Source organism: Mucilaginibacter sp. P1_D10, from assembly GCF_056406215.1.
This window is the reverse complement of record NZ_JBFUAP010000003.1, coordinates 414,960-438,058: the sequence shown is the minus strand read 5'-3', so window position 1 is coordinate 438,058 and position 23,099 is coordinate 414,960. Positions and strand designations below refer to the sequence as shown.

Genomic DNA, 23,099 nt, shown 5'->3' with positions numbered 1-23,099 from the left:
ATCGCTTAATTTCAGTACTTTCCGCTTTTGAATTTAACGTTTTACTCATACTGATCTTAAACTGTGCCATATGAATATTAAGTTCCGCTTAATACTGATGAATTTCATGCAATTTTTTATCTGGGGAGCCTGGCTGCTCACCATTGGCGCATATTGGTTTCAAAATAAACACTGGTCTGGGGCGCAGTTTGGGGCCATCTTCTCTACTATGGGTATCGCATCTATATTTATGCCCACCATTACCGGTATTATTGCAGACAGGCTGATTAATGCCGAAAAGCTCTACGGTATTTTACATATATTGGGTGCCTGTGTTTTGTTTAGCCTGCCTATGGTTAAAGATCCCGGTACGTTCTTTTGGGTGCTGCTATTAAATATGGCTTTTTATATGCCGACTCTTTCGTTATCAATTACAGTAGCTTATTCTGCGCTAAAAAATCAAAACATCGATGTTGTAAAAGAATATCCACCTATACGTACCTGGGGTACAGTTGGCTTTATAGTTGCCCTTTGGGTGGTAAGTTTAACCCATAGCGAAACTTCTTCCAACCAATTTTATATTGCCTCTTTTGTGTCGCTATTGTTGGGTTTATATTCCTTTACCCTACCGAAATGCAGGCCTTATGCCGTGAAAACGGGCAACAAATCTTTTTACACCCTTTTGGGGTTAGATGCTTTTGCTTTATTTAAAACTCCAAAGTTTGCCATATTTTTTGTATTCTCGTTATTGCTCGGGGCTGCATTGCAACTAACCAACGCGTATGGCGATACCTACCTGCACGATTTTGCTACCGTTAAAGCGTACAAAGATCTTAAGGTGGTCCAATACCCGGCTATCATCATGTCTATCAGCCAAATATCCGAAACCTTGTTTATCCTGGCTATCCCGTTCTTCCTACGTAAATTTGGGATAAAATACGTAATGCTTTTCAGTATGATAGCCTGGGTACTGCGGTTTGGGCTATTTGCTTTTGGTAACCCGGCCGATGGCCTATGGATGATTGTGTTATCGTGCATCGTGTACGGTATGGCATTCGATTTCTTCAATATCTCAGGCTCTTTATTTGTTGAAACACAGGCTGCTCCTGAAATCAGAGGCAGTGCACAGGGTATGTTTATGATGATGGTAAATGGTTTCGGCGCGTTCTTTGGCAGCCGCGCGAGCGGTTATATAATAGACAAATACTTTACGCTACCAAACCAAGCCAAAGATTGGCACGGCATATGGCTCACCTTTGCCGGATATGCCTTGGTTATTGCCATCATCTTCCCATTTGTATTCAGGTACAAGCACAACAAGGCATTGGTAGAAGCTATTAAGCACGCTTAGTATAGATATGAAATTTGAGAGGTTAGATTTGAGACAGGAGTTCATGATTTTAATATATAGAATCTACATTATGAGGATTACCGCTGAAAATAGGGCGTTCGGGCGCCGTCCCATTTTATCTCAAATCTCAAATCCCATATCTCACATCTAATATGAAAAAGCATTACCGGCACGAAACGGATTGCCTTAACTGCGGCGCCGACTTGCAGGGCCACTTTTGCCACGTTTGCGGGCAGGAGAACCTGGAGATGAAGGAAAGTTTTGGCCACATGCTTAACCATGCGGTAAGCGATTACTTCCACTTTGATTACCAGTTCTTCCACACTCTTAAACCTTTGTTTGCCAAACCCGGCAAGCTAACGGTTGACTACTTGGCCGGCCGGCGGATGCAGTATCTGCACCCGGTAAAGATGTACATTTTTATCAGTTTGGTTTTCTTCGTACTGTTTTTTAAAGTGAACGGCGACCATGTGGTAAAGGTGAGTGAGAATAAAAAGAAAGCCGAACACGGGGTTAAATTGAAAGATACCATTCAGCACAACCTGCTTACCGATATTAACAACGATGGCAGCCTAAGCCCTGAAGAGAAGAAGAAGATAAAAGGACTTGTAAGTACCTACTTGCCGGGTGCAGTAAACAAACCCGTTCAGGACTCCAGCGTAAAAGATAAGCCCGGTCATGAAAACGCCGGAGGTGAGGAAAGTGAAGAACGCGGCAGCTTTGTTATAAACAATGATACCAAAGCCAAAACATATGAGGAATATTTAGCAGAACAGGCTAAACTGCCGGAAGAAAAACGCAACGGTATTTTAATGCGGTATATTACTAAAAAAGGCTTCGATTGGAATAAACAGGGGCACCCGCAGGAAATTGTTAAAGAAGCGGTTACGCATAACTCGCCAAAAATTATGTTTGTGATACTGCCGTTGTTTGCCCTGATATTGAAGATAGCTTTCAGAAAAAATCATAAGCTGTATGTAGAGCATATCATCTATTCTATACATCTGCATTGCTTTGTGTTTCTGTTTCTTACGGCATCTTTACTCCTGCAGTTGATACTGCCGAATAGTTGGGAAAAACCGGTTATGGATTGGGTGCAACTGATCTCATTTGTTGGCATTGTGTGGTATGTTTACCGATCGTTAAGGGTGGTGTACCAACGCAGCCGCTGGCGTACCGTAAGCAAAATGATAGGTGTCTCGCTGATGTACCTTCTTACTTCAATTGCCTGTTTTTTTGTATTTCTTTTCATCATAGCACTCACATCGGTATAAAACACCTGCTAAAACTTCCGTTTTTTTACCAAAATGGGCACAAAAAAGGGATGTTTTTATCGCCTTTTTCTTGCTTATTTGGGGGCTTTCCATCCCGTTTGCAAGGCCTGTAAGGCATTCGCCAAATAGGCCAGCGGAGCGTTCCAATTAATGGCAATTTCGTTGGAGGCGTAGGCCCGGTCGTCATCAATATAAGCCTCGTCCGGGAAAAGTGAGGGCAGCTTTATTTTATCCTGCGCACCCGGATTGGGGCCACCAGCCAATAAGCCAGGGATAGGATCTACCACTCCATCGGCCACCGATGGCCTATGATGCGGGTGCATGGTTGGCTTGCTGCCAAAACCCGTAACATAACAATAGCCTGTACCATTCCGGCCCAAAATATAATCGAGGTTGGCTAAAGCGAAATTCAAATATTGTTTATCGCCAGAAAGCTTGTATGCTTTTATCAAAAGTATCCCCTGGTTAGCGGCATTGCTGTTGCTGCCCCAGTTGAAATTGGACTTTGTTTTTGTCATCACTGTTTGATAAGCGTTGCTATCGGCTGCGTTTACCATTCCATCGGCGTAGGCCAGCAGGCTTTTCTTTAGTATAACAACTTCGGGCAATTGAGGCGCGTTCTGAAGCAAGGTATAGTAAGCGAGTTGTTTAACCGAGTTCCAGGTAGGTAACTGCATCTTACCATCATCCATCGATTTGAACTTATCCAAATAAGCAGGCTTGCCCGTGGCTACATAAAGCTCTGCCGATGCCCAAATAAATTCATCGGTGACATTCCTGTCGCCATAGGTGCCGGTTACCACGGCAGGTTTAAATTGCTTGTTCATGGCGCCCTGGTTATAAATTGCGGTTGGGTTTTTCTCTGCCCAGGCCCAGGCGTACTCCGAAGCCCTTATGCACGAATCGGCCAGGCCCGGCAATTGTGTAGGAAAACTTTTGAAAATGCGCGAAGCTTGCGCCATAACCGCAGCGAAATCCAATGTAGCAGCGGTACTTTTTTGCACAACATATCTGGTTGAATCTGCCTTATCGGGCATAATCATCCCATCGAAACGGGTGTTGGTGAGTTTGTGATAAACGCCGCCATCGTTCGGATCTTGCATGGTGAGCATCCAGCGGAGGTTCCATAGCACCTCATCCAAAACATCGGGCAGTTGATTGCTGCTTTCCGGTATATTCAATTTCACGGTTTTCATGTATTCCGGAAAATCCTCGTACAATGAAAGCAGTGTAGCCGTAGTTATACCACTGTTCACAATGTATTTATTGTAGTCGCCCGCATCGTACCAGCCCCGGGGCGAGGAAATAACCGTTCCTTCGGGTCTTTGCGCCGAGGCAGCAGAAGCATGGACCAACACTTTATCATCCGGATGCCCCGCTGCCCTTTGCCATTTACCGGCATATTTCTCTTTTAGTTGGATAGATGCGCGCTGGTAATAAAAAGCCTTGATGCTACCATCGGCCACGGGTTTAAGTACGTTTGGCTTAATTTGAAATTCGTATGAATTGCCCAGGGAATCTACTTCTATAAAATACCTTCCAGGCTTGTTGAATGCGGAAAAATCGGCTATCGATGTAAATCCGCCGGAAAAAGCAGGTTGCGCAGACGTTGTCAACTGCCCGGTGAACAGCGTTTTCCGCTTCGCATCCTTTATCCGGAACTTTCCGGTTAATTTAGCGGCAATAATGGCCACCTTGGGCGAAGCGGGGTAAAAACCGAGCTGGTTCAAACGAATCAGGCTTTTAGCATTGCCAGGCGTGGTTTGCGCTTTAACGCATAAGTGCGACAAGCATAAGGCTATTATCAAAACGCTTATTCTTCGGTATTGCATATCGTTTCTGTTTTTTAATAAAGGTAATGGCTTGAGGCAACAGATTATAATATTTTATTGCCAAATGGGGCTCAATTTGCGGCAGCATTAGAGCAATCCCTTTTGGTACTAACCAGTCGTTCCGACGGAACGAAATACTTTCTTCATCCCATCGGGATGTTTGGTTGGTAGAAAGAAACACAAAATCCGACAACGTTCCATCCTTTGGTTAATCACCAACCTGTTTTTGATGAGCTATTACTCTTTAAAGAAGGGCACTTGCAGAGCCCGTAGCGTGGCCTTTTTAAAGGCGAATTGAATAAAGAGATTTTGCATCCCATCGGGATGCCTGGTTGGTAGAGAAAATTATTAAATTGCTTTTCGTTCCATGGGAACGATTGGTGCCTAATAAATATAATCAACCGATATGCCTAACACTTACACCCAACTCCACATCCATTTTGTTTTTGCCGTTAAATATCGCGCTGCTCTGATTGATAAAGAATGGAAAGAACGCTTGCATCAATACATCACCGGCATATTCCAGCAAAACGAGCACAAAATGTTACAGATAAACAGCATGCCCGACCATATCCACATTTTTATCGGCATGCGGCCTCATCAATCAATTTCTTCCTTGATACAAAATGTAAAAAGCGAGAGCAGCAAATGGATAAAAGAACAGAAGTTTTGTGCTGGTCCTTTTGCATGGCAAGAAGGCTATGGTGCTTTTTCGTATGGTAAAAGTCAAATTGATAATGTTATTCGATATATTAAAAATCAAGAGCAGCACCATCAAAAGAAAACATTTCTGGAAGAGTACCGCGAATTTTTAACCCTTTTTGAAATAGATTGGGATGAAAAATATATCTTCAAAGAACTTGAATAATTTGTAAGCACCAAGCCTTCCGATGGAAGGCTAAAACTCATTGCTGCCATTCTCTACCAACCAGCTGTCCCGATGGGACAAGGAAAATAAACATGGTCTATAAACACCGTTCGCCTCACAGAACATAAAACTCAATTCAGACAAAGCGCTTCGGCGTAGTATGGTGTTAATATTTCCGAAAAAAAGGATAGGCGCCGTAGGTGCCTAATAATTTATTTGCTTAAACGCGATTTCCCGTTGGCGATATATCCCGAAAAAAAAAAGGCCTGTACAATTCCTGCACAGGCCTTTCTGATACCATTTAAAATTACAAAAAGCTGTAACCCAGGCTTAAATTGAAAAGGCTTACACGGGTTTTAATATTAGTAGAGCCATCTACGTAGGTTTGTTTGCTTAAACCAGCCTCATAGCGCAGATCTATAGATACTTTTTGAATGTCTACCCCGGCGCCTACCGTCCAGGCAAAGTTAGAATTTTTGTAGTCGAACGTAACTGCCTGACCGGCAGCGTTGAAAAAATTCTTGTCTTTATTTATGGCAAAAGACAAAAGTGGGCCTGTATAAAAACGGCCGCCAAACCCTAACGCGCCAACTTTACCGCCAAAAAGTAAGGGGACGTCGATGCTGGTGAATTTAGCTTTGGTTGATGCGTTATTGCTGGTGTTTATATCCACGTTTTTACTGGTAAGGTAAAGCTCGGGCTGAAAATTGAACCCGAGGGCACCAAAACGGGCAAAGAAACCGCCGAGGTAGCCTGCACGGTTATCGCTGCTTAACGAACTGCTGCCCGATAGGCTGGTAAGGTTAGCACCGGCTTTAATACCAAACTGGAATTTTGGCAAAAGTTGTGCCTGACTTTTGAACGCCAATAACGATATGATCGCTACTGTAAATAAGATTTTTTTCATTGGATTGCGGTTTTAGTGTTTAACAACGCAATATAGCTTTTGTGTTGCACAGTTGACAGTAAAAAGCGGAAAAGGAGGAATTGGAAATACCCGGTACGCCGTTGATAATGGCGTACCGGGTACCGGGTTAATTCTGCGATAAATGTAATATAATATTACAATACAAAGCAAATTTTATTATAATGATAATTTTCCCTGGTAATAATCTAAAATTTTGTTATAAATGTAAACTTCGTAGCGGGCGTTGATGAGGTTTATTTTTGCCCTGTCGAGGTTATTTTTGGCCACAACGAAATCTACCGAGGTAAGCACGCCTGCATTGAACCTGATCTCCGCTGTGCGGAACGATTCTGTGTAGGCTTTTACCTGATCGGTAAGCACGTTGTACTTATCGTAGGCCGAGGTCATGTTGAGGTAGGCCTGCTCTACGTTCTGCTTCAGTTGCACCTTAGTGGTTTGCTCCACATAGATATTGTTCTGCAACTGTATTTTGGCCAGAGCCACCTTGTTGCGGTTTTGCATGTAGTTGAGGATAGGCACCCTTAAGCTTATGCCAAACTGCGTGCCGTAGTTGTTCTTGAACTGATCGTAATAACCAATGGTTTGCCCGTTGAGCTGCGCTGCACTGGAGTAGTTGGTAGATATGCCGCCATATAAAGATACGGTTGGGAATAATGAGCCCTTTGCTACGCTAACCCCTTTCTCGGCACTTTGGCGCCTTAAGATGGCGGCTTTTATATAGGCCAGCTGGTTTAGGGCGATATCATACACCTGGTCGGCAGAGTTTGTGGTTTGCTTGGCCAGGTCGTCGGCATTGATGGGCTGCAGGGAGATATTTTCCCGGTAAGGGATATTGAGTATCTGCAGCAGGTTTAGCTTAGATGTTTTCAAGGTAGCATTGGTAGTTACCACATTCAGCTGGTTATCGCCGTAGGTACCTTTGAGGTCGTACAGGTCTGACGGCAGTTTATTGGCTCCCTCTTTCTCCAGTATCTCTAAGCGTTCCACCTGTTTTTTGGAAACATCCAGCTGATTCTTCACCTGGTTAAACAATTCGGTGTTGTTAAGCACCAGTAAATAGGCGGTAATAACGTTGATGGTTATCTGGTCTTTGGCCTGTTGCAAATCCATTTTGCCTGCCTGGTAGGCCAGCGAAGTTTGCTTGATGTTGTTGAGGTTCTGCAAGCCGCTGAAAACGGTAAGATCGCCATTGAGGCTGTAATTGCCCGATTTGAACGACTGCTTTACATAGGTATTGGTAGATGGATCGATACCGCGGCCGTTGTTGATGCCATGGTCTACCTGGCCGCTGATGGCGGGCAGCATAAACTCCTTAGCCTGGTTTGAGTTCACCTGCGCAGTTGCCAACGCCAGCTCGCTCTTCTTCACGTCGAGGTTGTTCTTTATCGCTATATCGATGCATTGCTGCAGGGTAAGCGTGGTATCGGCCACCTGACTGTGCGCCAGTGCCGGTATTAGTAGGGAAAGACTAAAAAGTAGGTATTTAAAGTATCGCATTGTATGTTGTAGTTCAGAATTTTTTTGAAGATTCTACCCTTCCATCCAGCAGGTTAATAATGCGCGAACCATATTCCGCATTTTTTTCGGAGTGCGTTACCTGGATAATTGTAACGCCATCTTCTTTGTTCAGCTTACGGAACAACTCCATAATCTCTTCGCCTTGTTTGCTGTTGAGGTTACCGGTTGGCTCATCGGCCAAAAGCAATTTGGGTTTGGCTATCAGCGCGCGGGCTATGCCCACCAATTGCTGCTGCCCGCCCGATAGTTGCGCCGGGAAAAGGTCTTTTTTACCAACGATGTTGAAACGATCCAGCATATCGGCAACCATGGCTTTGCGTTCGCTGCTTTTCACATCCTGGTATATTAGCGGGGTTTCGATGTTCTCGTAAACGGTTAGCTCATCAATCAAGTGATATGCCTGGAAAACGAAGCCGATATATTGTTTGTACAAAGCCGAGCGTTGTTTTTCCTTCATCTGGTGAACGGGCTGGTCTACGAAGTAATGGAAGCCTGTTGATGGCTCATCTAACATGCCGATAATATTGAGCAAGGTAGATTTACCCGAACCCGATGGCCCCATGATAGATACGAACTCGCCCTCATCAACATCCAGGCTGATATCGTTGATAACGAAATTTTTGTTGCCGCCAACCTGGTAATACTTCGAAATATGCTGTAGTGATAACATTTTAACTGGTTAAGATTAATGGATAATTGTTTACTGGTTGCAATTTCTTAATTTGATTTTGGCATTGAAGTATCAATAACATACCAAAGTTACAATGCATTGCATATCAGTATATTATATTTAAATTTCGAACGTAATACTGTACGCTTATGTACAGCGTGCGTTCGGTAATGATACAGTCTTGGGGAAAGAAATAAGACTTGTAGAAACAAGAAGCAAGACAACAGGAATTACGATGGACTCATTGGTTACCTATCTAAAACGGCCAAGAGCCAGGACGAATAACATCCCGGCTCTTGTTTTGCCTATTGATTCTTGAACTCTTGCGTCTTGATTCCTGGCTCTTGACTCTTGATTCTTGATTCTTGACTCTAATTTCTACTCACTCCTCAAACTCTTTACCGGATTGCTCAGCGCGGCCTTAAACGACTGGTAGCCAACCGTTACGAAAGCGATGAAGATGGCCATCCCTCCTGCCAGCAGGAAAACGTACCATTGGATATCAATCCGGAAGGCAAAATCCTGTAGCCACGCACTCATGGCGTACCAGGCCAGCGGCGATGATATGATAACGGCTATCAAAACCAGTTTGAGGAAATCGGAAGAGATGAGGCCTACGATACTCATTACGTTGGCGCCTAATACCTTGCGTATGCCGATCTCTTTAACCCGCTGGCGCGTACTGAAGACCGCTAAGCCAAACAAGCCCAGACAGGAGATAAATATGGTAACCATGGTAAAGGCTTTTAATATTGAGCCTGTACGCTGGTCGGTTTTGTACATTTCTTCAAACTCCTGGTCGAGGAAGTGGTAATCGAATGGTTTGTTTGGATAAAAACCTTTCCATTTTGCCTGTATGGCTGCAATGGTTGCTGCTGTGTTTTTGCCGGAGGTTTTGATAAGCAGCTTTCCAAACCAATCGTACTCGGGGAACATCACTATAGGTGTTATCTCCTGGTGCAGCGATGCAAAATTAAAATCTTTGGCAACGGCCTTAATGGTACCCATACGTCCATTAAGCCCTATTTTTTTGCCGATGGCCTCTTCCGGCTTCCAGCCGAGGGCCTTTATCGCCTTTTCGTTTAAAACGAAGCTGTAGTTGCGCTTTTCGCTCTCTTTATTCATTACCTGTAGCTCGTCATCTACATTCAATTGCCTGCCGGCGATGAGTTGGATGCCAAGCGTTTGGATAAAGCTTTTTTCGATAGGAATAGCGGTTACCGAAAGGCTATAGTCAGCAGCTTTGCCTTCAGCTGTGTTGATGGAATACCCACCCCGCACATCTACCGGCGAGTCGTAACTGGCGGTTGAGCCTAACACGCCTGTTTGCTGGTTTATCTCGCTTTTAAAGGCCGCGATATTGTTGTACGGGATGCCGCCGATATCAAGCACCATCACCTGTTCGCGATTGATACCTGTGTTTAAGCTTTGCATGTAACGCAACTGGCTACCTGCTATCAGCGTGCTGATAATAAAGAACACCGACACTACAAATTGAAAGATAACCAATGATTTACGCAGCATATTACCACCGGGTTGGCCCGATACTTTGCCTTTTAAGGTTACAATTGGCTTAAATGCGGATAAGAACAGGGACGGGTATGTACCTGCCAACAGCGTTACCAAAACAAACACGGCAACAAGTGCCTCTATCAGCCAGGTGGTATTCCAGGTTTTAAAACCCAGTTGCTGGCCGGTAAAGGTGCTGAACGATGGGAAAAGTACATATAGCAAAACCACGCCCGCCAGTAAGGAAAACAGCGTAATAATACCGGCCTCCATAATAAACTGAACGAAGAGTTGCCCGCGTAATGCACCCATAACTTTGCGTACGCCAATTTCGCGCGCGCGCTCTGCCGACCGGGCCGTAACCAGGTTAAGGAAGTTTACGCAAGCCAAAAGCAGCAACACTACGGCCACAATGCCCAATATATAAATATACTTAATGCTGCCTGCGGCCTCCAGGCTGTATAGTGCGTTTGAGTATAAGTGCACACTGGTAAGAGGCTCCAGCGTGTATAAAGTAACGGCATCCCTGTTCTGTTCCTTCAGGATGTTTTTGATGTAGGCATTCATTTTTGCCTGTAGGGCATTAACATCTGCACCGGGTTTCAGCAAAAAGTACGAATAGTTGCTTGCCGAGCTCCATTTAAGCTCTTTTATGCCGGGCATAATGGCCGAGTTGGCTATCATATCAAACTTAATCTGCGAATAGGCGGGCACATCCTCTACTACGCCGGTCACCATCAGATTATGGCTTTCGTTTACCTTAATTATCTTCCCTATTGGGTCGTCGCTGCCAAAATACTTTTTAGCGGTAGATTCGCTGATGACAATAGACAAAGGATCTGATAGAGCATCTTTTGCATTGCCCTTGATGAAATTGAAGCTGAACATCTTAAAAAAGGATGCGTCGGCTGCCAGCATGCTTTTCTCGTTAAATATCTTGTCGGCATACTGTACCGCCGCCGGCCCGTTACCCGAGTAGTTGAAAACGCGGGTGCCATCCGCAATCTCCGTGATTTCCTGCTTGTAAACCGGTACTACAGCGGTTTGGGTAACTGCCAGGTAACGCCCTTCTTTATCATCGGCAGATTTATAGGTGTAAGCAACGCGTACTATTTGATCGGCCTTTTCGTGGAAACGGTCGTACCTTAACTCGTTGATGAGGTACGTTGCCAGTAAAAGGAAACAGCAAATACCGACTGCCAGCCCGGCTATGCTGATGAATGATGTGGCTTTGTTTTGCAACAAATTGCGCCACGCTGTTTTTAAATAGTTCTTTATCATAATATTTTAATCATTGAGTCATTCACTTCGTTGTCATTGAGTCATTGGCCGCAAGTACAAATGACTTAATGACCCAATGACTCAATGAAAAAATCATTCGCTTTTCAAGCTCTTCACCGGATTTACCAGTGCGGCCGTTATTGCTTTGTAACCAACCGTTAGCCATGCGATGATGATGGATAGCGAAATAGTTAGTACGAATACGCCCGCGCCGGGGGTAATGCGATAGGTAAACCCTTGCAGCCATTGTTGCATAAAGTACCAGGCAACCGGCGCGGCAATTACAAAGGCCACTACAATTAGCAGGGTAAATTCTTTAGAGAACAGGTAAACGATATTGCCCACCGATGCGCCAAGCGTTTTGCGGATGCCCACTTCTTTGGTGCGCTGCACGGCCATAAACGATACCATACCGTATAAACCAAGGCATGAGATGAATATCGCAATGCCTGCGAAGATTTTGTACAGCACCGATAGCTGATCTTCTTTTTTATAGAAGTTGGCAATCTTGTCATCCAAAAATTTGTACTCGTAAATATTTTCCGGGAAGGTGCTGCTCCAAACCTGTTCTATACCGGCAAGGGTTTGTTTGACGTTGCCGGGTTTAAGCTTGATGTTAGCTACTTCGTATTGGTCTGTCCAGGCACCCATAATCACGGGTGGCACCTGGTCGCGCAGAGATACGGTGTTGAAATCCTTCACCACCCCTACTATCCGGGCTGCTCTCCTATCCCAAATGTTGATATTTTTGCCAATAACGTCTTTCGCATCTTTTACGCCAAGGCTTTTCACCATCGCCTCGTTTATAACAAACTCCCGCAGCGTGTCGCTTTTGACATACGGGCGACCGGCAACAAAGGTCATTCCGTACAATTTAAAATATCCTTCATCGGCCCATTTTAAACTGGCTTTGAAATCAGCATTTTCCTGCGCGTCGTTATACTTAAAGCTTGTGCCCCAATTTTTATCATCAGAGGGGCTGCCGTAACTAAAGCTAAAATCCTGCACGCCGGGCTGTTTGATAATCTCGTTACGTAGTGCAGTGAGTTTAAGTCGGCTAACACTATCCGAAGCTAAAGGCACCGTTATAACCGCTTCTTTGTCAAAACCCAAGGGGCTGTTTTTAAAATAATCGAGCTGGCTTATCACTACTATAGTTGCGATAACCAAAACCTGGGCAATGCCAAATTGCAATACCACCAAACTGCGCCTAAGGGTAACGCCGCCGCTCTTGGCACTGCTGATCTTATTTTTTAAAGCCGCAATAGGGTTAAAGCCCGAGAGTACAACCGCCGGATAAAGCCCCGACAAAAGCGTAACGCCTACTATCACAGCAATCAGAAACAGGATGATATCGCTGCTTGCCAGGAAATTGGCATTCAGCTGTACTTCCAGCAGGTTGTTTAATGACGGCAACACAGCCTCGCTCAACCCAATGCCTAACCCAACCGATATAAGGGTGATAATAAAAGTTTCGCTGATGAATTGCAGAATGAGCTGTTTACGGCCGCTGCCTAATACCTTACGGATGCCAACTTCTTTAGAACGGTTTACCGCCTGCGCGGTAGCGAGATTAATGAAGTTAACACAGGCAATCACCAACAGGAAAATCCCGATGAGGCTGATGGTTTTGATTAAATCTTTACTGAATACCTGCCCGCTGAAAATGGGCACTTTACTATCGTAGTGCATGTCTGTAAAGGCCTGCAGTTTCAAAAAGTCCTTATTGTCTTTCTCAGGCTTATACTTTTTTACGAATGATTTTAAAAAGCTATTAAAACTTGCAGGGCTTACATTATCGGGCAGTAAGATAAAGCAGGCATGCGCACTTAGGTTGCTACCCCAGTCTGCAAGATTTTGCATGTAGCCCGTATTTTTTATAGTGCTGTACGATACGGCAATGTCTATAGGCAGGTCGGTATTGGCGGGATGGTTCTTCAATACCCCGGTAACTTTCAGGTCTATTTTATTATCGCAACGCACTGTTTTACCAATTGCATCCTGCCATTTGCCGAAGTATTTCTCGGCAACACGCTGCGAAAGGATAACGGTATTCGGTTCTGTCAATGCGCTTTTTTTATCACCATCGAGCCATTCAAAGTCGAATATTTTAAACATTTGAGGTTCGGCAAAGTACACATCATCGTCGTTGAATTTTTTCACCTCCCCCGTGCGCGCATCGGCAACGTTCATCTGCAAATCGTAGTTGTTGAAAACGGACGCTACTTGCGGCAATTGCGCATAATCAACCCTGAGCGCAGGCGCAACCGGCATGGGTACACCGCCTTTATATTTGATACCATCGGGCGTATGCCTTTCGGTAATTACGCGGTAGATATGGTCTTTTTTGGCGTGATAGTTATCGAAACTGGTTTCGAAATGCACCACCAAAAATATCAGCAAACAGGCTGCAATGCCAATGGCAAGGCCGGTGATGTTGATTATGGTATAGCTTTTATTGCGAAGCAGGCTGCGCCATGCTGTTTTAAGGTAGTTCTTTATCATATCGTTTTGTCATTGGGTCATTCACTTCGTTGTCATTGAGTCATTTGTTTATTGGCCACTAGTCCAAATGACTCAATGACCTAATGACTCAATGACAAATCCTTTATTCGCTCTTCAAACTCTTCACCGGATTAGCTATCGCTGCTTTTACCGATTGGAAACTGATGGTTAACAGGGCGATGAACACCGATAAAATCGCCACGAAAACAAACGTGCCTGAGGATATGCTGATGTGATAGGCAAAATCTTTGAGCCACAGATTCATAGCGTACCACGCAAGCGGCCAGGCAATGAGGTTTGATATCAATACCAATTTTATAAAGTGCGTTGATAACAGCAGCACTATGTTTTGTACCGATGCGCCCAACACTTTGCGCACGCCTATCTCTTTAACCCGTTTTTCTGCTGAGAAGGATGCAAGGCCGAATAAACCAAGGCACGAGATCAGGATAGCTAAGCCGGCGAGGATTCCCACAATTTTGCTTACCTGGTTGTCGGCGCGGTAAACTTCCGCGAAATGATCGTCGAGGAACTGGTACTCAAAAGGGTGATCGGGATTTATTTCCTTCCAGGTATTTGTTATAAACGCCACTGCTTCCTTTGACTTGCCCGGTTTTATTTTTACAGAAACAGTCCGGAATCCCCACTGATCCTGGTTTACAATAAATAAATTTTCAACTTTAAAATGCAGGGAGTTAAAATTAAAGTTTTTACATATACCCGTGATAACGCCCAATGAATCGTAACCGAACCGCTGGCCTATTAACGAAGCCTGTGTAGCCTTAGGGTGATCTTTTAAAAGTTCATTCGCCATGGCTTCGTTAATAATATACTCCCGGCCGTTAGCAGATTTTTCCGAAGAGAAATTCTTCCCTTCTGCCATTTTAATGCCGTACACTTTTAAGTAATCATTATCTACTATAAGCTGTGTTGCGGCCATTTCCCTTACCGGCGAATCGTTATACTTAAAGTTAACCCCCGACTGGTCCAGATGACTCCCCAACTGATCCTGAGAGGCGGTAACGCCTGCTACGAGTGTACTGTTTGATAGCTGTTGTTTAAATAGCTGGTACTTTTGGCCGGAAATCCTATCAAGCGGAATAGTTACCATTTGCTCACGGGTAAAACCAGGATCTTTTCCCTGCATAAATTGCAACTGCTTCACTACAAATACCGTGGCGATCATCAGGAAAACCGCACTGGTAAATTGCGCAACAACCAATATATTGCGCAGCGTCCCTTTATTTTTACCTATTTCTACCGAGCCCTTTAACACCTTCACCGGCTGAAAAGAAGACAGGAACAACGCCGGGTAGGCGCCTGATAGTATGCCTACGCCTATAGTACTTAATATAATCAGAGGCAGGAATAGCGGTTTACTAAATACAGGCAGCGAGATATTACGCAGGCTTAGGTTATTTACATAAGGCAACGCCAGCGCTACCAAGGCGATGGCCAACAGCAATGCCAGTAACGACAACAAAATAGTTTCGCCCAAAAACTGTAAAGCCAGCTGAGGCCGGTTGGCTCCGATGGATTTGCGAATACCTACCTCTTTAGCCCTATCGGCAGAGCGCGCGGTAGAAAGGTTCATGAAATTAACGCAGGCGATGATCAACACAATGATGGCAATGATTGCAAACATATTGGTTGATTTCTGGTCGAACTTCTGAAAGTTTAAGTAATCTAGCCCAATATCTGCAGAACCGGCGTGCACATCTTTTAGCGGCAAATAAAACAATTCGTAATATTTCCAGTTATCGCCGTTCATATGTTTCTTCAGAAAGGCGGGCATCTTAGCCTCAAACGCACTTAAATTTGTACCGGGAGTTACTTTAAGATAGGTATTTAGCCAATTGCCACCCCAGTTATCCATCCACTTTTGATGGATGCCGGCTAAGGAGTACAAAGCATCAAATTGTAGCTGAGAGTTTTGGGGGATATTTGCCATAACGGCTGTTACCGTAAATTTCACCGTATCGCCCCCGTAATGATTTATTATTTTCCCTATCGGATCTTCCTTACCAAAAAGTTTTTCGGCGGTTTGCTGTGTAATAGCAATGCTGTTTGGCTTTGTGATCGCATCAATTGCATTGCCCTTAACTACTTCAAATTTAAAGATGTTAAAAAACGATGAATCGACCGCGAAGGCCTGTGGCACAAAAACCCTTTGTTCGTTGTAAGTAAGCTGATATTTCGCATCCCACTTTACCCGGGTATAATCTTTCACCTCCGGAAACTCCGCCTTTAGGGCAGGTGCCATCGGGTACATAGATAAAGCCACTTTTTGCGATGCCGCCATCCCCGGGAATTTTTGCACTTCGTTTAACCTCACAATGTTTTCGCCGTGAAAGCTATCAAAGCTCTTCTCGTACGAAACAAATAACAGGATAACAATACAGGCAGCCATCCCAACGGAAAGCCCCACCATATTTATTATCGACGAAATTTTGTTCTTCCACAAATTACGCCAGGCGATTTTAAAATAGTTCTTTATCATAATTAGTTCATAGTTGATGGTTCATAGTTCATGGTAGATGGCCGTTAGTTGATGGTTCATGGCAGATTTTTCTTTTCCTATGAACCATGAACTATCAACCATGAACCCTTATTCACTCTTCAAACTCTTCACCGGGTTTACCAGTGCGGCTTTTACGGCTTTGTAGGCAACAGTTAGCCAGGCTATGGTAATGGAACCTATAATGGCAAGTACGAACACGCCGGGTGTAATGGGTATTCGATATGCAAAATTTTGCAGCCACTCCGACATCATGTACCAGGACACAGGCACAGCAATTACAAAAGCGACACCTATCAGTAATAAGAATTCTTTGGAGAACATAAACACGATGTTGGCAACCGATGCGCCTAACACCTTACGCACACCTACTTCTTTGGTGCGTTGCACTGCCATGTACGATACTAAGCCGTATAAACCAAGGCAGGAAATAAAAATAGCGATGCCGGCGAAGATCTTATACACCAATGCCAGCTTGTTTTCCTGCTCGTAAAATTTCGCAATATTCTCATCAAGGAAGTAGCCGGTATAGGCATACTCGGGATAGGTTTTCTCCCATAGGGCTTTGATATCGGCCGTTGTTTTAGAAAGGTTCCTGGTTTCTATTTTCACAGCAGCCAATGATTCGAATTGCTTGAGTGGCGCAATAGTTATCGGCTTAACAGCATCACGCATGGAGTTAGTTTTGAAATCTTTCACCACGCCGGTAATAGTGGCCCATGATCTCATGCCGCCTGTTTTCAGCGTTTTGCCAATAGCATCTTCAGCCCTTTTTACGCCCAGTTTGTGTATCAGCGTTTCGTTCACTACCACCTGGCGAACGGTATCGGCAGGGTCGTAACCTTTACCGGCCACAAATTTAAAGCCGAAAGTTTTAAAGTAATCGGCATCACCATATTTCAGGAAAGTAGCAAACGTGGCGCCCTTGTTATCGTTGTTGTAATAGAAATTAGATCCCCAATTATTTTCTGACGACGGTGGATCCGAAGCAAAGCTTACCGATTTTACCTGCGGGTTTTGCAGCAGTTGCTGTTTAAAGGTTTGTATTTTGCCCAGGCTGATGCTATCGGTATAGCCGGGCAATATCAATACAGCGCTTTTATTGAACCCCAGGTCGGCATCGTTAACATAATTCATTTGCTTAACAGCTATCAGCGTACCGATGATGAGGAACTGCGCAATAACAAACTGGCCAACTACCAGGGCCCTGCGTAAAGGGATGCCACCAACCGAAGCTGCCGTGATTTTATTTTTAATAGCCAGTATAGGTTTAAAGCCTGATACGATAAGCGCAGGATATATACCCGATAACACGATAACCGCCAGTGTGGTTAACAACAGGAACAACACGGTGCCCATGTTAAATAAACCGATGTCATCAGGCACGCTGGCAATGTTTTTAAGGTATGGTAACGCGAGCTTGCCTATGGCGATAGCAATTAAAACTGAAAATATTACGATAAGTGTAGTCTCCCCTATTACCTGGAAGATCAGTTGCTGACGGGTGCTGCCCAACACCTTGCGGATACCAACTTCTTTTGAACGACTTACCGATTGCGCGGTAGACAGGTTTATAAAGTTAATGGATGCCATTACAATGATAAGTATGGCAATAAGCCCAAGTATACGCAAGGTTGCCATACTGGTGCTATGGTCGCCAATGGTGTTGCCAAAACGGGTATCAAAATGCATATTATCCAAAGGCTGTAAAAAATGCGCGCGGGTTACTTTAGTTTTATCCTCGCTGTACTTTGCGGTAAAGCCTATGAGTTGCTTATCCATATTTGCTGCCGTCATATTTCCCGGTAGTTGGGCAAATATTTGGTGATTGCTGCTTAACGAGCCCCATTCGTTGCTGTAATTATAGTCTTTCGGATGGTCTTTCCAGGTAATGTAAGATACCATTATCTTTAGCGGAAAATCGCTGTTTTCCGGCGCATCTGCTATTATACCGGCTACTTTCAGCGTTAAAACGTTATCCATTTTCAGCGTTTTGCCAACAGCTTGTTTCCAGTCGCCAAAGTATTTGGTAGCGGTGCTTTTGTCAATCACTACCATATTTGGCTGCTTTAAAACGCTTTTATCGCCGGCCATCCAGTCCAATTGAAAAATATCGAAGAACTGCGGCTCCATAAAGAATACGCCAATAGGCTCGGTAAACTTTTTATCATTGGCGGCGTTGGTAGGATCGTTCCCCGGTACAGTTAACTGGCTGCCATAGCTGGAGTTCAACGCAGCAAATTTTACCTGCGGGAAATCGTTGCGCAAAGCATCGAGGGCAGGAACAGATACGCCCGGATTATAGGTGGTACCATCCTCGCCCATTTGCTGTGTTACCACATGATAAAGGCTTTTGTAATTAGTAAAGCTGGTGTTGAAGCTAAGCTCGAACTGCAGAATAACGAATATGAGCAGGCAAGCTGCAATACCCACGCTTAAGCCCGAAATATTTATGATAGAGTAACCTTTATGGCGACGGATATTGCGCCAGGCTATTTTGAAGTAATTTTTTAACATAAGGCCGATTTTGGCCTTATAAAGTTAAAAGCTATACCAATTACTTAAACAATTGATTATAAACATCTTGCAAACAATCGGGGTTATAAGAATTGTCCGTAAGCGTGACAGTTAGTGTTCGGTTATGATACAGTGAGTTGGTGAGTGGTAAATAGAGAGCGGTGAGTGGTTCTTTGCATTTCTGCCACTGCGCAACCACTCACCATTCACTTAATCAACCCCTCCCTTAATACCCAAAGTATTTAATATATGTATCCAAATCCTTATCGCCCCTGCCCGATAGGCAGATAACTACGTTGTCGCCTTTCTCGAAGGTCATTTTCTCCAGGTAGGCCAGTGCGTGCGCGGTTTCTATAGCGGGGATGATGCCTTCCATCTGCGAGCAAAGCAGGCCGGCTTGCAGGGCTTCATCATCGGTGATGCTTACGTATTTCGCGCGGTTTATCTTATACAGGTGCGCGTGCTGTGGACCGATGCCGGGATAATCTAAACCCGCCGAAATAGAGTACGGCTCCTCTACCTGCCCATCTGCGGTTTGCATCAGTATGGTGCGGCTACCGTGCAGTACGCCCTCTTTGCCCAGGAAAGTGGTGGCTGCGGAATGCCCGCTATCCACGCCTTTGCCCGCTGCTTCTACGGCTACCAGCTTTACGTTTTCATCATCCAAAAAATGGTAGAACATGCCCATGGCGTTGCTGCCGCCGCCAACGCAGGCCATTACGTATTGCGGCAACTCGCTGCCGGTTTGCTCTAATAATTGTTTTCTTGCTTCGAGGGAGATGATAGACTGGAATTTGGCCACCATATCCGGATATGGGTAAGGCCCAACTACCGAGCCGATGATGTAATGCGTATCAACCGGGTTACCTATCCAATCGCGCAGGGCCTCGTTTGTGGCATCTTTAAGCGTTTTACTGCCCGATGTTGCCGGCACTACCTTAGCGCCCAGCATCTTCATGCGCGATACGTTGGGTGCCTGCCGTGCCATATCTATCTCGCCCATATACACCACGCATTCGATGCCTTTTAAAGCGCAAACAGTTGCAGTGGCCACACCATGCTGCCCCGCGCCGGTTTCGGCTATAATGCGTTTTTTGCCTAAACGTTCGGCCAGCAATATCTGCCCGATGGCGTTATTTATCTTGTGCGAACCGGTGTGGTTCAGGTCCTCCCGTTTGAAAAAGATGTTCGCCCCATATTTTTCCGAATACCGTTTGGCGTGGTACAAGGGCGAAGGACGGCCCACGTAATCGCGCAGCAACTGATCGAACTCGGCCTTAAAACCGGGGTCTTCCATTACTTTTACGTATTCCTGTCGCAGTTCTTCTACGTTGGGGTATAGCATTTCTGGTATGTAGGCCCCGCCAAAATCGCCATAGTAGCCCTGTTCGTTTACGCCGTATTTCATCGCTCTTAAATATTTTTTATGGTATTGAATGCCTTTTTTAGTTTATCTATGTCCTTTATCGCCGGTGCCGATTCGAACTTACTGTTCAAATCTACCCCTTGCAGCATCGGGTGCTTAATGTTGGCCACTTCGTGCAGGTTATCGAGGCCTAAGCCGCCCGATAGAAAGAAGGGGGTGTCGCCCGTGTATTGGTTCAGTATGGCCCAGTCGAAACTCAGGCCCGAGCCACCATGCGCCGGCGTTTTGGTATCGAACAGGAAAAAATCCACCTTGTTCGCATAAGCCTCCAACCTGCCGAAATCGAATTGCTCGTCTACACCGAAGGCTTTTATTACGATGACTTTGCTGCGCAGCATGGCGCAATACTCAGGGCTTTCTACCCCATGTAGTTGCACCGCCTCAAAATCGTACTTATTGATGGTTTTGTTCACCCGCTCGATAGATGCGTTTACGAACACGCCCGTTTTAAGGATATGGTCGGGCAGCAGGGTTAAGATATCCTCATCCAGCTCGCCTATGAACCTGGGCGAGCGGCTGTAGCATATAAAACCCATAAAGTCCGGCGATAACGCCGCCACGGCATTTATATTTTCGGGGTACTTTAAGCCGCAAACTTTTACTCTCATCTTAGTTGGCAATCAGGTTCTTGAAACTTTGCAACGCTTTTTTGCTTACCAACGATTGCTCGGCCTCGTAAAAACTATCGGCGAAGCTTTTGCCGGGCGACATGGTTTTAATGGCCATGGCCGCATTGCTGAGCACCACGCTGGTTTGCGCTTTGGTGGCTTCATCGTTCAGCACTTTCATGAATATATCTGCCGAATCGGCCACGGTGTGGCCTCCGGTAATCTGGCTCTCCTGCAATTTCTCAAAACCCAGGCTCTCAATAGTGTTTATCTTTTCGCCTTCGGCAGAAAAGGTCTTGAAATCGCAGGTGAGCGATATCTCGTCGTAACCATCCAATGCATTCAATATGGTGTATTTGATACCCGACTTTTGGTACAGGTAGGCATACACCCGCGCCAACTCCAGGTTAAACACCCCTACCAGTTGGTTGCCCGGCTTTGCAGGATTTACCATGGGGCCAAGCATATTGAAGAACGTTTTAACGCCCAGTTCCCTGCGGATAGGCGCAACGGTTTTCATAGCCGGGTGGAACAGCGGCGCATGCAGGAAACAAATATTGGCCTTATCGATACTGCTTTTCAGCTTATCCACATCGTTGGTAAACACGTAACCCAGGTGCTCCATTACATTGGACGAGCCGCAGCCCGAGGATACGCCGTAATTACCATGCTTAGCCACCTTATAGCCGGCTCCTGCTACTACGAAGGATGCCAGCGTAGAGATATTAAAGGTATCCTTGCCATCGCCGCCGGTGCCGCAAAGGTCTATCAGTTCGCCCGCCTGCAGGTCTATAGGCAGGCAAAGCTCCAGCATGGCATCGCGGAAGCCTTCGAGCTCGTTCACGGTAATGCTGCGCATGCAATAGGCCGTCATGAACGCGGCCATTTGCGAGTTGTTGTATTTACCCAGGGCGATGTTCTTCAAAATTTCTTTCGATTGCTCGCGGCTGAATGTTTTGTGTTCGAATAGATGGTTAAGTATCTGTTTCATGATGCGCTAACTCAAGCCCCCCAACCCCCTGAAGGGGGAGCTTTTGATTTATAAATTTTATATCCTACTCCCCCTTCAGGGGGCCGGGGGGCTTGGCATAAAAAAAGGGCTACCTTGCGGCAACCCTTCTGTATATCTGTAAAAAACAAAAAATGAGGCTGCCTTACGAATTTTCGTTAAGCCACCACCAATTGTTGTTCAATGCTTTCATTTTCTTTTGTATGGCAAATATGGAAATACTTTTCACTAAAAGCAAGCAGAATGATAATTTTACGAGCATAGCCCAGCACCCGAATTAATATGGCGATAAAAGAGCAGAAAGTAAACCCAGAGAACGACCTTGGCTTCGGCCCCCAGCCGGTAATCAAAAGCCAGCCGCTCATTAATAAAGATGGCTCGGTAAACGTGCGGCGCAAAGGCCTCTCCCCTTTCAATACCGCCGATAATTACCACACCCTCATCAAAATGAGTTGGGGCAAATTCTGGCTAATCATACTGAGCGGTTATCTGCTCGCTAACCTGTTCTTCGCCAGTATTTATACCCTGATAGGCATGGATAGCCTCGACGGCTCTACCGGCACCAACGGGTTGGGCCATTTTTTGGATGCCTTTTTCTTTTCCGCGCAAACCATTAGTACGGTGGGTTACGGGCATCTCAGTCCGCACGGCGTGGTGGCCAACAGCGTAGCGGCCATCGAATCGATGATTGGCTTGTTAGCCTTCGCATTGGCTACGGGCTTGCTTTACGGGCGTTTCTCCAAACCCTCGGCCAAAATTGTTTATAGCGAAAATCTATTGGTGAGCCCTTACCGGGGCGATGGCAAAGGCCTGATGTTTCGTATGTCGAACCTGCGCAAGAACGTGCTTATCGATTTAGAGGTGGAGGTGGTTTTCTCCTACAACGAAATCGTAGATGGCAAAGCAACCCGCCGTTTTTTCCCGCTGGAACTGGAACGCTCTAAGGTGAGCATCCTCACCCTCAACTGGACGATAGTACACCCGCTTGACGACAACAGCCCCCTCGCCGATATCACCGCCGAAGAACTGGAACGCACCCAGGCATCATTCTCGGTGCTGCTCAAAGCCTTCGACGATACCTTTTCGCAAACCGTGCATTCGCGAACTTCTTACACCTACGCCGATATGGTTTGGGATGCCAAATTCGTGCCGATGTTTGAAAGGGATGAAGATGGGAGGATTGTGCTGGATATGAGTAAAGTGAGTATTTTCATTGAGTCATTGGGTCATTGAGTCATTGGTATTTGCGAGTGGGTCTTTAACCAATTTGTCATTTCGAAACGAGGTACGAGTGAGAAATCTTGTT

Annotated in this window: 15 protein-coding genes; 4 read left to right on the top strand and 11 right to left on the bottom strand. The window is 45.3% G+C overall.

Translation table 11 applies throughout. The features are described 5' to 3' along the window. Positions 1 to 70 precede the first annotated feature (70 nt). Together AC1DYT_RS06280 and AC1DYT_RS06275 are read left to right on the top strand one after the other, a co-directional pair. Positions 71 to 1,330 (top strand): nucleoside permease, encoded by a 1,260-nt coding sequence (locus AC1DYT_RS06280; protein ID WP_477468784.1) that lies wholly within the window; start codon positions 71 to 73, stop codon positions 1,328 to 1,330. A gap of 152 nt (positions 1,331 to 1,482) precedes the next feature. Next, positions 1,483 to 2,604 carry a DUF3667 domain-containing protein gene (locus AC1DYT_RS06275; RefSeq protein WP_477468783.1) on the top strand — a complete coding sequence of 374 codons (1,122 nt, stop codon included), beginning with the start codon at positions 1,483 to 1,485 and terminating at the stop codon, positions 2,602 to 2,604. Positions 2,605 to 2,678: 74 nt separating this feature from the next. Here AC1DYT_RS06275 and AC1DYT_RS06270 read toward each other — a convergent pair whose 3' ends face one another. Continuing rightward, on the bottom strand, positions 2,679 to 4,436 hold the full coding sequence (locus AC1DYT_RS06270; RefSeq protein ID WP_477468782.1) for a glycoside hydrolase family 9 protein: 1,758 nt from the start codon (positions 4,434 to 4,436) through the stop codon (positions 2,679 to 2,681). Between the two features lie 406 nt (positions 4,437 to 4,842). Here AC1DYT_RS06270 and tnpA point away from each other — a divergent pair, with 406 nt between their 5' ends. Continuing rightward, positions 4,843 to 5,304, top strand: coding sequence for an IS200/IS605 family transposase (gene tnpA, locus AC1DYT_RS06265; protein ID WP_477468781.1), 462 nt, complete (start codon positions 4,843 to 4,845; stop codon positions 5,302 to 5,304). Between the two features lie 307 nt (positions 5,305 to 5,611). On the opposite strand, the gene AC1DYT_RS06260 is transcribed toward tnpA, so the two are convergent. The 10 genes from AC1DYT_RS06260 to trpD form a co-directional block, all read right to left on the bottom strand. Continuing rightward, positions 5,612 to 6,211, bottom strand: coding sequence for a porin family protein (locus AC1DYT_RS06260; RefSeq protein ID WP_477468780.1), 600 nt, complete (start codon positions 6,209 to 6,211; stop codon positions 5,612 to 5,614). A 177-nt stretch (positions 6,212 to 6,388) separates the two neighbouring features. After that, positions 6,389 to 7,729, bottom strand: a complete 1,341-nt coding sequence (locus tag AC1DYT_RS06255) for a TolC family protein (RefSeq protein ID WP_477468779.1) — start codon at positions 7,727 to 7,729, stop codon at positions 6,389 to 6,391. Between the two features lie 13 nt (positions 7,730 to 7,742). After that, on the bottom strand, positions 7,743 to 8,420 hold the full coding sequence (locus AC1DYT_RS06250; protein WP_477460990.1) for an ABC transporter ATP-binding protein: 678 nt from the start codon (positions 8,418 to 8,420) through the stop codon (positions 7,743 to 7,745). Between the two features lie 378 nt (positions 8,421 to 8,798). Then, positions 8,799 to 11,210 carry an ABC transporter permease gene (locus tag AC1DYT_RS06245; protein WP_477468778.1) on the bottom strand — a complete coding sequence of 804 codons (2,412 nt, stop codon included), beginning with the start codon at positions 11,208 to 11,210 and terminating at the stop codon, positions 8,799 to 8,801. Between the two features lie 93 nt (positions 11,211 to 11,303). Next, a complete protein-coding gene (locus AC1DYT_RS06240) occupies positions 11,304 to 13,715 on the bottom strand; it encodes an ABC transporter permease (protein ID WP_477468777.1) in 2,412 nt (803 codons plus the stop codon). A 103-nt stretch (positions 13,716 to 13,818) separates the two neighbouring features. Further along, complete coding sequence (locus tag AC1DYT_RS06235; protein WP_477468776.1) at positions 13,819 to 16,215, bottom strand: ABC transporter permease; 2,397 nt, start codon at positions 16,213 to 16,215, stop codon at positions 13,819 to 13,821. Positions 16,216 to 16,323: 108 nt separating this feature from the next. Beyond that, positions 16,324 to 18,750 carry an ABC transporter permease gene (locus AC1DYT_RS06230; protein WP_477468775.1) on the bottom strand — a complete coding sequence of 809 codons (2,427 nt, stop codon included), beginning with the start codon at positions 18,748 to 18,750 and terminating at the stop codon, positions 16,324 to 16,326. Positions 18,751 to 18,976: 226 nt separating this feature from the next. Further along, positions 18,977 to 20,158: a tryptophan synthase subunit beta gene (gene trpB, locus AC1DYT_RS06225; RefSeq protein ID WP_477468774.1), complete on the bottom strand. Its 1,182-nt coding sequence runs from the start codon at positions 20,156 to 20,158 to the stop codon at positions 18,977 to 18,979. Positions 20,159 to 20,163: 5 nt separating this feature from the next. Beyond that, positions 20,164 to 20,784 (bottom strand): phosphoribosylanthranilate isomerase, encoded by a 621-nt coding sequence (locus AC1DYT_RS06220; RefSeq protein ID WP_477468773.1) that lies wholly within the window; start codon positions 20,782 to 20,784, stop codon positions 20,164 to 20,166. A gap of 1 nt (position 20,785) precedes the next feature. Next, positions 20,786 to 21,775 (bottom strand): anthranilate phosphoribosyltransferase, encoded by a 990-nt coding sequence (gene trpD / locus AC1DYT_RS06215; RefSeq protein WP_477468772.1) that lies wholly within the window; start codon positions 21,773 to 21,775, stop codon positions 20,786 to 20,788. 300 nt (positions 21,776 to 22,075) lie between these two features. Between trpD and AC1DYT_RS06210 the strand changes: the two genes are divergently transcribed. Next, on the top strand, positions 22,076 to 23,026 hold the full coding sequence (locus tag AC1DYT_RS06210; RefSeq protein ID WP_477468771.1) for an ion channel: 951 nt from the start codon (positions 22,076 to 22,078) through the stop codon (positions 23,024 to 23,026). The last annotated feature ends 73 nt before the right edge of the window (positions 23,027 to 23,099 follow it).

What these genes read in the sequence shown, in the direction of transcription:
- AC1DYT_RS06280 (WP_477468784.1), top strand. Translation starts at nt 71, where the DNA reads ATGAATATTAAGTTCCGCTTAATACTGATGAATTTCATGCAATTTTTT.
- AC1DYT_RS06275 (WP_477468783.1), top strand. Translation starts at nt 1,483, where the DNA reads ATGAAAAAGCATTACCGGCACGAAACGGATTGCCTTAACTGCGGCGCC.
- AC1DYT_RS06270 (WP_477468782.1), bottom strand. Translation starts at nt 4,436, where the DNA reads ATGCAATACCGAAGAATAAGCGTTTTGATAATAGCCTTATGCTTGTCG.
- tnpA (WP_477468781.1), top strand. Translation starts at nt 4,843, where the DNA reads ATGCCTAACACTTACACCCAACTCCACATCCATTTTGTTTTTGCCGTT.
- AC1DYT_RS06260 (WP_477468780.1), bottom strand. Translation starts at nt 6,211, where the DNA reads ATGAAAAAAATCTTATTTACAGTAGCGATCATATCGTTATTGGCGTTC.
- AC1DYT_RS06255 (WP_477468779.1), bottom strand. Translation starts at nt 7,729, where the DNA reads ATGCGATACTTTAAATACCTACTTTTTAGTCTTTCCCTACTAATACCG.
- AC1DYT_RS06250 (WP_477460990.1), bottom strand. Translation starts at nt 8,420, where the DNA reads ATGTTATCACTACAGCATATTTCGAAGTATTACCAGGTTGGCGGCAAC.
- AC1DYT_RS06245 (WP_477468778.1), bottom strand. Translation starts at nt 11,210, where the DNA reads ATGATAAAGAACTATTTAAAAACAGCGTGGCGCAATTTGTTGCAAAAC.
- AC1DYT_RS06240 (WP_477468777.1), bottom strand. Translation starts at nt 13,715, where the DNA reads ATGATAAAGAACTACCTTAAAACAGCATGGCGCAGCCTGCTTCGCAAT.
- AC1DYT_RS06235 (WP_477468776.1), bottom strand. Translation starts at nt 16,215, where the DNA reads ATGATAAAGAACTATTTTAAAATCGCCTGGCGTAATTTGTGGAAGAAC.
- AC1DYT_RS06230 (WP_477468775.1), bottom strand. Translation starts at nt 18,750, where the DNA reads ATGTTAAAAAATTACTTCAAAATAGCCTGGCGCAATATCCGTCGCCAT.
- trpB (WP_477468774.1), bottom strand. Translation starts at nt 20,158, where the DNA reads ATGAAATACGGCGTAAACGAACAGGGCTACTATGGCGATTTTGGCGGG.
- AC1DYT_RS06220 (WP_477468773.1), bottom strand. Translation starts at nt 20,784, where the DNA reads ATGAGAGTAAAAGTTTGCGGCTTAAAGTACCCCGAAAATATAAATGCC.
- trpD (WP_477468772.1), bottom strand. Translation starts at nt 21,775, where the DNA reads ATGAAACAGATACTTAACCATCTATTCGAACACAAAACATTCAGCCGC.
- AC1DYT_RS06210 (WP_477468771.1), top strand. Translation starts at nt 22,076, where the DNA reads ATGGCGATAAAAGAGCAGAAAGTAAACCCAGAGAACGACCTTGGCTTC.